The organism is Burkholderia sp. GW821-FHT14F03 (genome assembly GCF_058803765.1).
Window position 1 is genome coordinate 10,770 of record NZ_JBXAPG010000074.1, and the last position, 14,892, is coordinate 25,661.

Annotated in this window: 13 protein-coding genes; 5 read left to right on the forward strand and 8 right to left on the reverse strand. The window is 69.4% G+C overall.

The window, feature by feature from the left end; genetic code table 11:
- Positions 1–43: 43 nt before the first annotated feature.
- Both murU and AC1RQF_RS31300 read right to left on the reverse strand, forming a co-directional pair.
- A complete protein-coding gene (murU, locus tag AC1RQF_RS31295) occupies positions 44–763 on the reverse strand; it encodes an N-acetylmuramate alpha-1-phosphate uridylyltransferase MurU (protein ID WP_492873953.1) in 720 nt (239 codons plus the stop codon).
- 4 nt (positions 764–767) lie between these two features.
- Positions 768–1,802, reverse strand: coding sequence for an aminoglycoside phosphotransferase family protein (locus AC1RQF_RS31300; RefSeq protein ID WP_492873955.1), 1,035 nt, complete (start codon positions 1,800–1,802; stop codon positions 768–770).
- Positions 1,803–2,016: 214 nt separating this feature from the next.
- On the opposite strand from AC1RQF_RS31300, the gene AC1RQF_RS31305 reads away from it, so the two are divergent.
- The 4 genes from AC1RQF_RS31305 (at position 2,017) to rsmA (ending at position 7,681) form a co-directional block, all read left to right on the forward strand.
- Positions 2,017–4,380 (forward strand): LPS-assembly protein LptD, encoded by a 2,364-nt coding sequence (locus tag AC1RQF_RS31305; protein ID WP_273999059.1) that lies wholly within the window; start codon positions 2,017–2,019, stop codon positions 4,378–4,380.
- Between the two features lie 75 nt (positions 4,381–4,455).
- The gene (locus tag AC1RQF_RS31310; RefSeq protein ID WP_273999058.1) at positions 4,456–5,814 is read left to right on the forward strand and encodes a peptidylprolyl isomerase; all 1,359 of its coding nucleotides are present in this window, start codon (positions 4,456–4,458) and stop codon (positions 5,812–5,814) included.
- A gap of 10 nt (positions 5,815–5,824) precedes the next feature.
- On the forward strand, positions 5,825–6,811 hold the full coding sequence (pdxA, locus tag AC1RQF_RS31315) for a 4-hydroxythreonine-4-phosphate dehydrogenase PdxA (protein WP_273999057.1): 987 nt from the start codon (positions 5,825–5,827) through the stop codon (positions 6,809–6,811).
- A gap of 42 nt (positions 6,812–6,853) precedes the next feature.
- On the forward strand, positions 6,854–7,681 hold the full coding sequence (gene rsmA, locus AC1RQF_RS31320; protein WP_492873958.1) for a 16S rRNA (adenine(1518)-N(6)/adenine(1519)-N(6))-dimethyltransferase RsmA: 828 nt from the start codon (positions 6,854–6,856) through the stop codon (positions 7,679–7,681).
- Positions 7,682–7,715: 34 nt separating this feature from the next.
- Here rsmA and AC1RQF_RS31325 read toward each other — a convergent pair whose 3' ends face one another.
- Entirely contained in the window at positions 7,716–8,651 is a 936-nt protein-coding gene (locus AC1RQF_RS31325) for a DMT family transporter (protein WP_273999055.1), read from the reverse strand.
- Positions 8,652–8,813: 162 nt separating this feature from the next.
- Between AC1RQF_RS31325 and gloA the strand changes: the two genes are divergently transcribed.
- Positions 8,814–9,203 (forward strand): lactoylglutathione lyase, encoded by a 390-nt coding sequence (gloA, locus tag AC1RQF_RS31330; RefSeq protein WP_273999054.1) that lies wholly within the window; start codon positions 8,814–8,816, stop codon positions 9,201–9,203.
- 99 nt (positions 9,204–9,302) lie between these two features.
- Here the strand turns inward: gloA and AC1RQF_RS31335 are convergent, their stop codons facing one another.
- Genes AC1RQF_RS31335 through glyQ form a run of 5 tightly spaced genes read right to left on the reverse strand, consistent with a single transcriptional unit; the run spans position 9,303 to position 14,739 of the window.
- Positions 9,303–10,163, reverse strand: a complete 861-nt coding sequence (locus AC1RQF_RS31335; RefSeq protein WP_492873960.1) for a M48 family metallopeptidase — start codon at positions 10,161–10,163, stop codon at positions 9,303–9,305.
- A gap of 46 nt (positions 10,164–10,209) precedes the next feature.
- Positions 10,210–10,980, reverse strand: a complete 771-nt coding sequence (locus AC1RQF_RS31340; RefSeq protein ID WP_492873962.1) for a lysophospholipid acyltransferase family protein — start codon at positions 10,978–10,980, stop codon at positions 10,210–10,212.
- Positions 10,981–11,020: 40 nt separating this feature from the next.
- Positions 11,021–11,584 carry a D-glycero-beta-D-manno-heptose 1,7-bisphosphate 7-phosphatase gene (gmhB, locus tag AC1RQF_RS31345; RefSeq protein WP_252982292.1) on the reverse strand — a complete coding sequence of 188 codons (564 nt, stop codon included), beginning with the start codon at positions 11,582–11,584 and terminating at the stop codon, positions 11,021–11,023.
- Between the two features lie 10 nt (positions 11,585–11,594).
- A complete protein-coding gene (gene glyS / locus AC1RQF_RS31350; RefSeq protein ID WP_492873964.1) occupies positions 11,595–13,715 on the reverse strand; it encodes a glycine--tRNA ligase subunit beta in 2,121 nt (706 codons plus the stop codon).
- 16 nt (positions 13,716–13,731) lie between these two features.
- Positions 13,732–14,739: a glycine--tRNA ligase subunit alpha gene (gene glyQ / locus AC1RQF_RS31355; RefSeq protein WP_252982290.1), complete on the reverse strand. Its 1,008-nt coding sequence runs from the start codon at positions 14,737–14,739 to the stop codon at positions 13,732–13,734.
- Between the last annotated feature and the right edge of the window lie 153 nt (positions 14,740–14,892).

A 14,892-nucleotide genomic window follows, 5' to 3' on the forward strand; every position in this document is an offset into this window, starting at 1 on the left:
CCCCCCCTCCCCCCCCCCCCCCCCCCCCCCCCCGCCCGCAGGGTCAGCCGGCGGCCCTGAGCCGCGCGTCGAGCGCGCCCAGTTGCGCGGGCGTGCCGATGTTTTCCCAGAGGCCGGCGTACAGTTCGCCCGTCGCGCGGCGCGCGGCGATCGCCGCGCGGTAATAAGGCGTCAGCGCGCGCCGCGTGCCGGGCGCGAGGTCGTCGAACATCCGCAGGTCGTACAGGCCGATGTTGCCGAACGTGCGGCGCGGCGCGCCGTCGAGCGCGAGCACGCCGTCGGCCGGCAGCGCGAAATCGCCGTCCGGATGGAACGGCGGATTCGGCACCATCACGAGATGCATCGCCGGCTCGGACCGTTCGGCCATCGCCGCGGCCCGCGCGCGCAGCGTCGTGTAATCGAAGTCGCAGTACACGTCGCCGCTCACCGCCGCGAACACCGGCGAGGCGCTCGCGGCCTCGATCAGCGGCCGCGCCTGCGCGATTCCGCCCGCCGTTTCGAGCGCCTCGGTCTCGGGCGAGTAGCGCAGCCGCACGCCCCAGCGCGCGCCGTCGCCGAGCGCGGCCTCGAGTTGCGCGCCGAGCCATGCGTGGTTGATCACGATGGTCGCGAAGCCGGCCGCCGCGAGCCGCTCGATCTGCCAGACGATCAGTGGCTTGCCGCCCGCTTCGAGAAGCGGCTTCGGATGCCGGTCGGTGAGCGGGCGCATCCGTTCGCCGCGCCCGGCGGCGAAGATCATCGCCGTGTCGAGAAGTGCCGTCATGGATTCAGAACGTGTAGCCGACGTCGGCCGATTTGTCTTCGAGTTCGTCGAGCAGCCGTGCGAACGGCGCGAGCGGCCGGTAGCGCTGCGCGACCTTGCGCGCGTAGCCGACGAAACGCGGCAGGTCGCCGAGATAGACCGGCTTGTGGTCACGGTAGTTGATCCGCGCGAACAGCCCCAGCACCTTGATGTGGCGCTGCAGGCCCATCCATTCGAGCTGGCGGTAGAACTCGCCGAAGTCCGGGTCGACCGGCAGCCCGGCCTTCTTCGCCTGCTCCCAGTAATAGGCGAAGCAGTCGAGCTCGAACTCCTCGTCCCAGCTGACGAAGGCGTCGCGCAGCAGCGATACGACGTCGTAGGTGAGCGGGCCGTACACCGCGTCCTGGAAGTCGAGCACGCCGGGGTTCGGCGGCGCCACCATCAGGTTGCGCGGCATGAAGTCGCGCAGCATGTAGCCCTGCGGCTGGGCGCGCGCGCTCGCGACCAGCAGCGCGAAGGTGCGCTCGAGCACGCCGAGCGCCTGGTCGGACAGCGTGCGGCCGAGGTGGCGGCCGACGTACCACTCGGGCATCAGCGCCATCTCGCGGCGCAGGAACGCCTCGTCGAACGGCGGCAGCACGCCTTCGCGGCTCGCGCCCTGCCAGCGGACCAGCGTGTCGAGCGCCGCGCGCAGCAGCGGCCGGGCCGCCTGCGGGTCGGCCGGGTCGAGCACCGAGATGTACGAGGTGCGGCCGAGATCGGTGACGAGCATGAAGCCGGCCTCGAAATCGTGCTCGAGCACCCGCGGCACGTGCACGCCGGCATCGGCCAGCAGTTGCGCGATCTCGACGAATTCGCGGCACTTCTCGGGCGGCGGCGCGTCGACCGCGATCAGCGAGCCCTGCGGCTCGGCGCCGCTCGCGATGCGGAAATACCGGCGGAAGCTCGCGTCGGTGGAGGCGGGTTCGAGCGTGGCGGGGTCGAGCGCGTAGCGCGCGGCGAACGGCGCCAGCCAGGCGGACAGCAGGGCGAGGCGGGAGTCGGCGGAAGGGGGTGTCATTGAAACTCGGGGGAGGGAGTAACGTCTTGCCATATAATACCCCACGACTTTTTTGACGCGTCCCGTGTCAATCCTCGCCGGCGCAGGTTTTGCAGCCCGCTTCGCCGCCCGCCCGATCGCTTCCCTGCGTGTGCGCATGTCGCAGTCACGGTTCGATTGCGCGGGCAGCGGTGCGCAGTGCCTGGCTTGACAGGGCCGATTCGCCCAACGATAGATGCCGCCCAAACCGTTCTACCCGATTGTCTCCTCTCGCGATGCCGCGCCGCGCAGACGGCGGCTCGCGGCCGCGCTGCTCGCGGTGCCGGGCCTCGTGCCGGCGGTGTCGCAGGCCCAGCTGTCGGGGGCGGCCGCCGCGCCCCAGCCGATTGGCACGCCGTGGGACCTGCGGCTCGCGCCCCAGCTGACCGAGCATCCGTCCGCCGGGTCCGGCAAGCCCGCGACCTTCGTGATCGCCGATCACACGAGCGGCACGACCGACCAGGATCTCGCCGCCAAGGGCTCGGCCGAGCTTCGGCGCGGCAACGCGGTGGTCAAGGCGGACGCGCTCCATTACGACGAGGACACCGACCTGGCCGACGCCTACGGGCAGGTGCGGGTCGCGAACGGCGGGACCCTCTTCACGGGCCCCGAGGCGCACCTGAAGGTCGAGGCGAACCAGGGCTTCATGACCACGCCGAAGTACCATTTCTCGGCGACGGGCGGCTCGGGCAGCGCGGAACACGTGCAGATGCTCGACAGCGAGCGCTCGGTGTTCACCAACGGCACCTATACGGCGTGCCAGTGCGCGACCAACCCCGCGTGGTACATCAAGGGCAGCGAGTTCGACTTCGATACCGGCGCGGACGAGGGCACGGCGCGCAACGGCGTGCTGTTCTTCCAGGGCATGCCGATCTTCGCCACCCCGTGGATGACCTTCCCGCTGAGCGGCGAGCGGCGCAGCGGCCTCCTGCCGCCGACCTTCTCGCTGAATTCGGACAACGGCTTCTCGCTGGCGCTGCCGTACTACTTCAACATCGCGCCGAACCGCGACCTGACGATCACGCCCGAGCTGCTCTCGAAGCGCGGCGTGTTCACGCACGCGACGTTCCGCTACCTGTCGCCCAATTATTCCGGCACGCTGACGGGCGAATTCCTGCCTGACGACCGGCTCGCGCAGCGCAACCGCTACGCGATCTACTGGCAGCACCAGCAGAACTTCGGCAACGGTTTCGGCGGCTACGTTTATTACAACAAGGTTTCGGATTCGGCTTATCCGGGAGAGCTCGGCGCGACCAACCAGTTCGTCAACGGCACGCAGACGCTGTACCAGCAGGAAGCCGGGCTGACCTACAACAACGGCCCGTGGTCGGTGCTCACGCGCATGCAGCACTGGCAGACGCTCGCGCCGTCGGTCGCGCCGTACAGCCGCGCGCCGCAGTTGAACGTCAAGTACACGAAGTACAACGTCGGCGGTTTCGACTTCGGCGCGGAAGCCGACTACACGCGCTTCCGGATCACCACCGCGGACCAGCCGGAAGGCGACCGCGTGATGTTCAATCCGTACATCTCGTACGGCGTCTACGGGCCGGGCTACTTCGTCGTGCCGAAGGTGCAGATGCACATGGTGTCGTACGACCTGACGAGCACGTCGGGCGGCGTGCCGGGGCAGCCGAAGCGCTTCACCACGTCGATCCCGACCTTCAGCTTCGACACCGGGCTGATCTTCGACCGCTCGGTGCGGCTGTTCGGCCAGGACTTCATCCAGACGCTGGAGCCGCGCCTTTACTACGTGTACACGCCGTACCGCGACCAGTCGTTCGCGCCGCTGTTCGACACCGTCGATTCCGACTTCGGTCTCGCGGAGATCTTCACGCCGAACACCTTCGTCGGCAACGACCGGATCGCCGATGCGAACCGGCTGACCGCCGCCGTGACGAGCCGCTTCATCAACCCGGCGACGGGCGACGAGCGCGCGCGCTTCGTGATCGCGCAGCAGTATTACTTCAGCGACCAGCGCGTGACGCTGCAGCCGACCCAGACGAAGTCGCAGGCGCAGCACTCGGACCTGATCGTCGGCGCGTCGATCAAGCTCGGCGCGGGGTTCGCGTCGGAGACCTCGTTCCAGTACAACGCCGACAACAACCAGCTCACGAAGTCGAGCATCGGCTTCGGCTTCAGCCCGGGCGAGCGCCGCGTGATCAACGTCGCGTACCGCTATACGCGCTCGAACACGACGCTCGACAACCAGCCGATCAACCAGATCCTCGTGTCGGGCCAGTGGCCGATCACGCGCCGGCTCTATGCGATCGGCCGCTTCAACTACGACCTCGCCAGCCACCGCATGGTCGACGGGCTCGTCGGCTTACAATACGATGCCGACTGCTGGGCGCTCGGCATCGGTATGCAGCGCTTCGCGAACGGCTCGAATCCGTCGTCCGGCCAGCCGACTGCGTCGAGCCGTATGATGGCGCAACTGACGCTGAAGGGGCTGGCGAGCGTCGACAACGGGCTGGTGTCCTCGTTCAGGGCCGGCGTGCCGGGCTACACCCCGCTGCCGCCCGCGCCGCCGCCGTTGTCCCGTTTCAGCAATTACGAATAACCACCGCCAGGGAGACGCCCGCCGCAAGCGGGTCCGGCACCGGATCAGCCCGATTTCAATGGAGTACCTGTGGCAATGAAGAAAACCCTTCGCTTCGCGGCAATCGTGTCCTGCATGGCCGCGCTCGCGTCGTTCGTCACCGTTCCGCCCGCCGCGGCGCAGGCGCTGAGTTCGTCGGGCGCGACGCTCGCCGATGAAGTGGTCGCCGTGGTCAACAACGACGTCATTACCGGCCGCGAGCTGGACCAGCGCGTCGGCCTGATCTCGCGCCGGCTGCAGCAGCAGAACGCGCCGGTTCCGACGCTCGACCAGCTGCGCGCCCAGGTGCTGAACCAGATGGTGCTCGAACGTATCCAGGTGCAGAAGGCGAAGGACGACGGCATCTCGATCGACAACGCGACCGTGCAGGTCACGCTGCAGCGCCTCGCGCAGGCGAACGGCATGACGATCGACCAGTACAAGTCGCGGCTCGAGGCGCAGGGCGTGCCCTGGGACGTGTTCGTGCGCGACGCGCGCACCGAACTGATGCTGTCGAAGCTGCGCGAGAAGGAAGTCGACAGCCGGATCACCGTGTCCGACGCGGAAGTCGCGAACTACATCGCGAGCCAGCGCGGCCCGACGGCCGGCACGCAGCAGGATCTGCGGCTCGAGCACATCTTCGTGAAGGCGCCGGCCAACGCGCCGCAGGCCGAGATCGACGCCGCGCAGAAGAAGGCGGAGGCGCTGCTGCAGCAGGCGCAGGCGCCGGGCGCCAATTTCGGCAAGCTCGCGAAGAGCGAGTCGCAGGCGGACGACGCGAAGAAGGGCGGCGATCTCGGCTTCAAGTCGCCGTCGACGCTGCCGCCCGACGTCGTGCAGGCCGCATCGCAGCTGCGTCCCGGCCAGGTCAACCCGACCCTGATCCGCGTGCCGGACGGCTTCGAGATCGTGCGTCTCGTCGACCGCCGCCAGAGCCAGAGCGCGTCGGCGGCCTCGCCGAAGATCGTGCAGACGCACGTGCGCCACATCCTGCTGCGCGTCGGCGAAGGCAAGTCCGAGTCGCAGGCGCGCGAGCAGCTGGCCGACATCCGCAAGCAGATCGAAGCCGGCGGCGATTTCGCGAAATTCGCGAGCACCTATTCGCAGGACGGTTCCGCGTCGCAGGGCGGCGATCTGGGCTGGATCAGCCCGGGCGAGACCGTGCCCGAGTTCGAGCGCGCGATGAACAACCTGCAGGACGGCCAGGTCAGCAATCCGGTGCGCTCCGAGTATGGCTACCACCTGATCCAGGTGCTCGGCCGCCGCGACGCGGAAGGCTCGGTCCAGCAGCAGATGGATATCGCGCGTCAGGCGATCGGCCAGCGCAAGGCCGAGCAGGCGTACGCCGACTGGCTGCGCGAGCTGCGCGATTCGTCGTACGTGCAGTTCAAGCTGCCGGCGCTGCCGCCGCAGTGACGTCCTGATCATGAGCGCCCCGTTGCAGATCGCGATCACGACCGGCGAACCCGCCGGCGTGGGCCCCGAGCTGACGGCGCGCGCGCTTGCCGAGGCCGGCGCGCGCTGGCCCGGCGTACGCTTCACGGTGCTCGGCGACGCCGAACTGCTCGCCGCGCGCGCGGCGGCGGTCGGGGTGGACTGGGCGGCGCTCACGGCGGGCGACGCGGTGGCGCTCGCGCATCACCCGCTGGCCGTCCCGGCCCTGGCCGGCCGGCTCGACGCGGCGAACGGCCGCTACGTGCTCGGCCTGCTCGACGCGGCGATCGACGGCGCGCTGGCCGGCCGCCACGACGCGATCGTCACGGCGCCGCTGCAGAAAAGCACGATCAATGATGCCGGCGTGCCGTTCACCGGACATACCGAATACCTGGCCGAGCGCACCCATACGCCGCGCGTCGTGATGATGCTGGCGGGCACGGGCGACGCGCCGCTGCGCGTCGCGCTCGCCACCACGCACCTGCCGCTCAAGGACGTGTCGGCCGCGCTCAGCGTCGACGGCCTGATCGAGACCCTCGCCATCGTCGACCGCGACCTGCGCACGGGCTTCGGGCTGGCCGCGCCGCGGATCCTGGTGACGGGGCTCAACCCGCACGCGGGCGAGAACGGTTACCTGGGCCGCGAGGAGATCGACGTGATCGGGCCGGCGCTCGACGCGGCGCGCGCACGCGGCATCGATGCGCGCGGCCCGTATCCGGCCGACACGCTGTTTCAGCCGCGCTACCTGCGCGATGCCGACTGCGTGCTCGCGATGTTCCACGACCAGGGCCTGCCGGTGCTCAAGTACGCCACCTTCGGCGAAGGCATCAACATCACGCTCGGCCTGCCGATCATCCGCACCTCGGTCGATCACGGCACCGCGCTCGATCTCGCGGGCACGGGCCGTGCCGATCCCGGCAGCCTGATCGCCGCCCTCGACACGGCCGTCACGATGGCGCGCCATCGGCGCGCCGGCTGAATTTTTCCGCTTCTTTCCGCTTCATCCGTTTTCTTATTTTCGATGTCGAACAGCAGACAGCATCAGGGACACATGGCGCGCAAGCGCTTCGGACAGAACTTTCTGGTCGACCACGGGGTGATCGACTCGATCGTGTCCGCCATTCGTCCCGAGCGCGGCGAACGCATGGTCGAGATCGGGCCGGGGCTCGGCGCGCTGACCGGGCCCGTGATCGAGCGGCTGGCGACGCCCGAGTCGCCGCTGCATGCGGTGGAACTCGACCGCGACCTGATCGGGCGCCTGCAGAAACGCTTCGGCGCGCTGCTCGAACTGCATGCGGGCGATGCGCTCGCGTTCGATTTCGGCGCGCTCGCGCGCCCCGGCGATGCGCCGTCGCTGCGCATCATCGGCAACCTGCCGTACAACATTTCGAGCCCGCTGCTGTTCCACCTGATGACGTTCGCGCCGTGCGTCGTCGACCAGCATTTCATGCTGCAGAACGAGGTGGTGGAGCGGATGGTCGCCGAGCCGGGCACCAAGGCGTTCAGCCGCCTGTCGGTGATGCTCCAGTACCGCTACGTGATGGACAAGCTGATCGACGTGCCGCCGGAGTCGTTCCAGCCGCCGCCGAAGGTCGACTCCGCGATCGTGCGGATGATTCCATACGCGCCGCACGAGTTGTCCGAGGTCGATCAGGGCGTGCTCGGCGAGGTGGTGACGGCGGCGTTCTCGCAGCGCCGCAAGATGCTGCGCAACACGCTCGGCGCCTATCGCGACGCGATCGACTTCGAGGCGCTCGGCTTCGATCTCGCGCGCCGCGCGGAGGATGTCGAGGTGGCCGAGTACGTGCGCGTCGCCCAGGCCGTCCAGGCGGCTCGCGCGGCCGGCTGAGCGCCGCGCGGCCGAGCCGTCGCGTGTCCTGCCGTCAGCGCGCGGCGCGCGGCGGCGTGTTGACGAGCGCGATGCCGGCCAGCACGAGCGCGGCCGCCGACAGGAAGCGCACGCCGACCGATTCGCCGAGGAACAGCACGCCGAAGCTCACGCCGAACAGCGGCGACAGGAAGGTGAACACCGACAGCCGCGACGCCATGTAGCGCGTGAGCAGCCAGAACCACGCGAGATAGCTGAAGAACGCGACGATCACCGCCTGGTAGGCGAGGCTCGCGGCCACGCGCGGCGTGACGTGCGCGACGGTGGTCTGCCCGAGCAGCGCGGCGAGCGCGAGCAGCAGCACGGCCGATACCGTGAGCTGATAGAACAGCGCCTTGCTCGCGCTGCCGCGCGACAGCGAGGTCGCGCGCACCACCAGCGTGGTGCCGGCCCACATCACGCCGCCGAGCACGCCGAGCGCGTCGCCGATCAGGCCGGCCAGCGCGTGCGCGCCCGCCGCGGGGCGCGCGAACCCATCCGCGAACGCGACCGCGATGCCGGCGAAGGCGAGCCCGATGCCCGCCCACTGGATGCCGCGCATTCTTTCCCCGGGCACGAACAGATGCAGGCCCAGCGCGATGAAGCAGGGCGCGCTGTAGAGGAAGATCGCCATGCGCGCTGCGCTCGTCAGCGTCAGGCCGATGAACACGCACAGGAATTCGCCGGCGAACAAGGCGCCCGCGGCGAGGCCGGGGCCGAGCGTGCCGTCGGCCGTGAACAGCGGCGTGCCGCGCAAGCGGGCCCAGGCCCATACGAGGAGCGCCGCGACCGCGGAGCGCAGGCCGGCCTGGAGCAGCGGCGGGACCGTCGCATTGGCGCTCTTGATCGCGACCTGCTGGAATCCCCAGATCGCGCACAGCAGGACCATCACGCCGATCGCGCGGGTGTCGAGGGTGCGGCGGGGCATGGCAAAGGCGAGGCTGCTGCTCATCACGGTATCCGGGGACGCGCGCAAGGGAGGTCGGGCGGGTGCCGGGCGATGTTAACCGATCGGCCCGCGCGGCGCTTGGCGTCGGGCGCGGCCGGGCCCGGCGGGATTCGCGCGGCTCTGGTACATTCGCAGGTTCAAGCAAGTCCCCACGGAGTACATGGAATGCGATTGCTACATACGATGCTGCGCGTCGGCGACCTCGACCGCTCGATCCAGTTTTACACCGAGCTGCTCGGCATGCGGCTGCTGCGCCGCGACGACTATCCGGAAGGCCGGTTCACGCTCGCGTTCGTCGGCTACGACGACGAGCGCGACGGCACGGTGCTGGAGCTCACGCACAACTGGGACACGCCCTCGTATGAACTGGGCGCCGGCTTCGGCCACCTCGCTGTCGAGGTCGACGATGCCTACCAGGCCTGCGACCGGATCAAGGCGCAGGGCGGCAAGGTGACCCGCGAGGCGGGCCCGATGAAGCACGGCACCACGGTGATCGCGTTCGTCGAGGATCCGGACGGCTACAAGATCGAGTTCATCCAGCGCAAGGCTCACTGAATGCGCTGAGCGCGACGCGCGGCAGGCTGTGCAACGCAGCCGGGCCGCGTGCTTGCGCGCCGGGCGGTCCGTCTGGGTCCGGCCCGGCGAACGCCGGCCTTACAGCGTCGGCAGCAGCTCGGGCGGGTGATGCTTGAGTGTGTGCCGCGCTTCGCGGAATTCCGGAAAGATCGATTCGACCGTCTGCCAGAACGCGGGGCTGTGGTTCATCTCGCGCAGGTGCGACAGCTCGTGGGCGACCACGTAGTCGATGATCGACATCGGAAAGTGGATCAGCCGCCAGTTCAGGCGGATCTTGCCGTCGCTCGAGCAGCTGCCCCAGCGGGTGGCGGCCGACGACAGCGCATAGGTGGCGTAGGTCACGTCGAGCTTCTCGGCGTACACCGCGAGGCGCTCGCCGAAGATGCGCTTCGCCTCGCCCTGCAGCCAGCCCTGCACCCGATCCTTGATCTGCTGGTCGTCCGCATGCGCGGGCAGGCCGAGCGCGAGCGTCGCGCGTTCGGCGTCGAACGCGAGCGTGCCGCCGGGCGCGGCGAGCGCGATGTCCACGGGCTTGCCGAGATAGGGAATCTGCGCGCCGTCGCGCCAGTCGATCTGCGGCAGCGCGCGCTGCTCGACGCGCGTCTTCCATTCGGCGAGCTTCGCGAAGATCCAGCGGCGCTTCTCGGTGATCGAGGCTTCGATGTCGGCGAGCGTGACCCAGCGCGGCGCGGTGATGGTGAGGCCGGTGCCGTCGATCACGAAGCCGATCGTGCGGCGCGCGGAGCGCTTCAGCCGGTACTCGAGCACGCGCCCGTCGAGCGGCAGCGTGCGGCGCGAACGGTCGTGGGCGGGGGGCGGCGGCGCGCTCGGCGCGGCGGCGGGCGACGGCGCCGCCGCCGGCCCATCGAAGAGCGGCAGGTCCAGCTGTTGGTGATCGAGAGCCACGACGGCAGGCCGCGGCCTGGAACGCTTGGACATCAGTTCGCTTCGTTTGGCGTTGCGCAATGGGTGAAACTCGCTTGACTCAGATACGCACGGCGTCGGCCGACGGGGCGGCGCTGCCGCCTTCATGCGGGTAGGCGGTCGGATCGATGCGGCGCATTTCCGCTTCGATCCAGGATTCGACGCGGTTGTTCAATTCGTCAGGCGTCAGGCCTTGCGAATCGATCGGCTTGCCGATCGATACCGTGACTATACCCGGATACTTCATGAACGAATTGCGCGGCCAGACGCGCCCTGCGTTGTGCGCGATCGGCACGACGGGCGCGCCGGCGGCGATCGCGAAACGCGCGCCGCCGGTCTTGTACTTGCCCTGGCGGCCGGTCGGGGTGCGCGTGCCTTCCGGGAACATGATCATCCATGCGCCTTCGTCGAGCCGCTTGCGCCCCTGGCGGATCACCGAGTCGAACGCGTGCTTGCCTTCGCGGCGATTGATGTTGACCATGTGCAGCAGGCCGAGCGCCCAGCCGAAGAACGGCACGTACAGCAGCTCGCGCTTGAACACGTAGCACATCGGGCGCGGCATCAGCGCCGGGAACGCGAACGTCTCCCAGGCCGACTGATGCTTCGACAGCAGCACGGCCGGGCCGTCAGGGAGGTTCTCGTAGCCCTCGATCCGGTAGCGGATGCCGTTCAGCCAGCGCGCCACGAACAGCGTCGACTTGCACCAGCCGGCCGCCATCCAGTAGCGCGCGTCGGAGCGCATGAACGGGAACGCGATGAAGCACGCGGTCGCATACGGGACCGTGTACAGAACGAAATAAACCAACAGCAGCAGGGAACGGACTAGACGCATCGGCGTGGCCTGGATCGTGTGGAGCGCGCGGCTGGGCGCGTCACTCCTGTTCTTGGGAGAGGAAGTCCAGCGCGAACGCGCGCAGGTCGTCGTGGACCCGCGTGCCGTCGGGCAGGCCGCCGGCCGCGAGCGTCTTGCGCCCTTTGCCGGTCAGCACCAGGTGCGGCTGGAAACCGAGCGCGGCGCCCGCCTGCAGGTCGCGCAGCGAATCGCCGACCATCGGCGTGTCGGCGGGCTCGACCTCGAAGCGTTCGGCGATCATCTGCATCATGCCGGGCTTCGGCTTGCGGCAGTCGCAGTGATCGTCGGCCGTGTGCGGGCAGAAGAACACGGCGTCGATGCGCGCGCCGACCGCCGCCGCCGCGCGATGCATCTTCAGATGCATCGCGTTGAGCGCCGCCATGTCGAACAGGCCGCGCCCGATGCCGGACTGGTTGGTCGCGACGACGACGCGGTAGCCCGCATGGTTGAGCCGCGCGATCGCCTCGAGGGCGCCCGGCAGCGCGATCCATTCGTCGGGCGTCTTGATGAACGCATCCGAATCGACGTTGATCACGCCGTCCCGGTCGAGAACCACGAGCTTCTTGGTGGCGCTGGTCGGCATCGTCGGCTCCTCAGGCGGCCAGCTTCGAGATGTCGGCGACGCTGTTCATCTGCACGTGCAGCGCGCCGAGCAGGGCGAGGCGGTTGTCGCGCACGGCGGGATCGTCGACGTTCACCATCACGTCCTTGAAGAACGTGTCGACCGCGTCGCGCAATTGCGCGAGCGCCGACAGCGCGCCAGCGAACTCGCCGCGGGCCAGCTGTTCCTGCACGCGCGGCGCGACCTGGTCGAGCTGGCGGTTCAGTTCCTTCTCGGCGTCCTCGACAAGCAGTTCGGCGCGCACCGCGTCGGCCGGTGCGCCGGCTCCCGGTGCGCCGTCGCTCTTCGACTTCTTCAGGATGTTCGAGATCCGCTTGTTCGCGGCCGCGAGCGCTTCCGCCTCCGCGAGGCCCGCGAACGCGCGCACCGCGTCGAGACGCGCGACGAGGTCGTCGACGCGGTTCGGTTCGAGGCTCAGCACCGCGTCGATCTCGGCCGCCGTGTAGCCGCGCTCGCGCAGCAGCCCGCGCAGGCGGTCGATGAAGAACGCGTGGATCGCATCGGTCGATTCGGCGACGCCGGCCACGCCCGCGAAGCGCGCGTGGGCCGCGCGCAGCAGCCGCTTCAGGTCGAGCGGCAGCTGCTTCTCGACCAGCAGGCGCAGCACGCCGAGCGCATGGCGGCGCAGCGCGAACGGATCCTTCTCGCCCGTCGGCGCGAGGCCGATGCCCCAGATGCCGACGATCGTCTCGAGCTTGTCGGCGAGCGCGACGGTGGTCGACACCGGCGTGGTCGGCAGCGCATCGCCGGAGAAGCGCGGCTGGTAGTGCTCGGTGCACGCGAGCGCGACGTCGTCCGCTTCGCCGTCGTGGCGCGCGTAGTAGGTGCCCATCGTGCCCTGCAGCTCGGGGAACTCGCCGACCATGTCGGTCAGCAGGTCGGCCTTCGCGAGGTGCGCGGCGCGCTTCGCCTGCCCGGCGTCGGCGCCGATCGCGGGCGCGATCTCGCCCGCCAGCGCTTCGAGGCGCTCGACGCGCGCGAGCGCCGAGCCGAGCTTGTTGTGATAGACGACGTTCGCGAGCAGCGGCACGCGTGCCGCGAGCGGCTTCTTCTTGTCCTGCTCGAAGAAGAACTTCGCGTCGGCGAGGCGCGGGCGCACGACGCGCTCGTTGCCCTCGACGATCTCGTCCGGCGTTTTCGTGTCGATGTTCGACACGATCAGGAAGCGGGAGCGCAGCTTGCCCGACGCATCGGTGAGCGCGAAGTACTTCTGGTTGGTCTGCATGGTGAGGATCAGGCATTCCTGCGGCACCTGCAGGAATTCGTCCTCGAAGCGGCACGGATAGACGACCGGCCATTCGACGAGCGCGGTGACCTCGTCGAGCAGCGCATCGGGCATCACCACGTCGTCGCCGCCGGCCTGCGCGTGCAGGTGGGTGCGGATCGTTTCCTTGCGGTCGGCGAAGTGCGCGATCACGCGGCCCTTGTCGCGCAGCACGTCCGCGTACTGGCCCGCGTGCGGGATCGCGACGAGGCCGTCCGACAGGAAGCGGTGGCCGAGCGTGGTGTCGCCGGCGTCGATGCCGAACGCGCTGACGGGCACGATGCGGGCGTCGTGCAGCACGGTCAGGCGATGCACCGGGCGCACGAACTGCACGTCGGTGCCGTCCGGGCGCTGATAGGTCATGACCTTCGGGATCGGCAGCTTGGCGAGCGTCTCGTCGAGCGCGGCCTGCAGGCCGTCGGCGAGCGTCGCGCCGGGCGCCGCGTAGTTGACGAAGAAGGCCTCGGCCTTGCCGTCCTGCGCGCGTTCGAGATCGGCGATCGACAGGTTCGGGAAGCCGAGCGCCGCGAGCTTCTTCGCGAGCGGCGCGGTGGGGTTGCCGGCGGGGTCGAGCGCGACCGACACCGGCAGCACTTTCTCGCGCACCTGTTTTTCGGGCGCGACGGCGCGCACGTTGCGCACGACCACGGCGAGGCGGCGCGGCGTCGCGTAGCGTTCGAACGCGAGTTCGCCGTCGATCAGGTCGCGCGCGGCGAGGCGTTGCGCGATGCCCTCGGCGAAGGCGTCGCCGAGCCGGGCGAGCGCCTTCGGCGGCAGTTCTTCAGTCAGCAGCTCGACGAGCAGCGGAGCGGGATGGTTTTGCGTCATGGTGGGGGAAATCTCGTCAGTCCTGATCGATCTTGCGTTCGGCCTTGAGGGGCGGCGCCCATGCGGGCTGCGCGGCGTCCTGCGCGTCGGTGGTGAGGCCCGGCACGCCCGGCACCGGATTGCCGACCATCGGGAAGCCGAGCTTTTCGCGCGAGGCGTAGTACGCCTGCGCGACGAGGCGCGACAGCGCGCGGATCCGGCCGATGTAGGCGGCGCGTTCGGTCACCGAGATCGCGCCGCGCGCGTCGAGCAGGTTGAACGTGTGGCCGGCCTTCAGCACCAGCTCGTACGCGGGCAGCGCGAGCTGCGCGTCGATCATGCGCTTCGCCTCGGCCTCGTAGCTGTTGAAGAACGTGAACAGCAGGTCGACGTTCGCGTGCTCGAAGTTGTAGGTCGACTGCTCGACCTCGTTCTGGTGATAGACGTCGCCGTAGGTCAGGCGGCGCAGCTCGGGGCCGTTCGGGCCCTGCTCCGTCCATTCCGTCCAGATCAGGTCGTAGACGTTCTCGACCTTCTGCAGGTACATCGCGAGGCGTTCGAGCCCGTAGGTGATCTCGCCGAGCACGGGCTTGCAGTCGAGGCCGCCGACCTGCTGGAAGTAGGTGAACTGCGTGACCTCCATGCCGTTCAGCCAGACTTCCCAGCCGAGGCCCCAGGCGCCGAGGGTCGGGTTCTCCCAGTCGTCCTCGACGAAGCGCACGTCGTTCTGCTTCAGGTCGAAGCCGAGCGCCTCGAGCGAGCCGAGGTACAGGTCGAGGATGTTTTCCGGGGCCGGCTTGAGCACCACCTGGTACTGGTAGTAGTGCTGCAGGCGGTTCGGGTTCTCGCCGTAGCGGCCGTCCTTCGGACGGCGCGAGGGCTGGACGTACGCGGCGCGCCACGGCTCGGGGCCGATCGCGCGCAGGAACGTGTGCACGTGCGACGTGCCCGCGCCGACTTCCATGTCGATCGGCTGGAGCAGGGCGCAACCCTGCTTGTCCCAGTAGGACTGGAGCGTCAGGATGATTTGCTGAAACGTAAGCATGAGTGGCCTTCGTGGCGCTGGGCTCCGGTGCGGCCGGACGGGGCGAGGCCCGCGCGGCCGCGCGCGGCGCGCGGCTTGGGTGTGCTGAAACGCGTAATTTTACCGGATCGGCGCGCCGCTGCGGCCGCGGGCGCGCGGCGCGGGCTCGCGGGC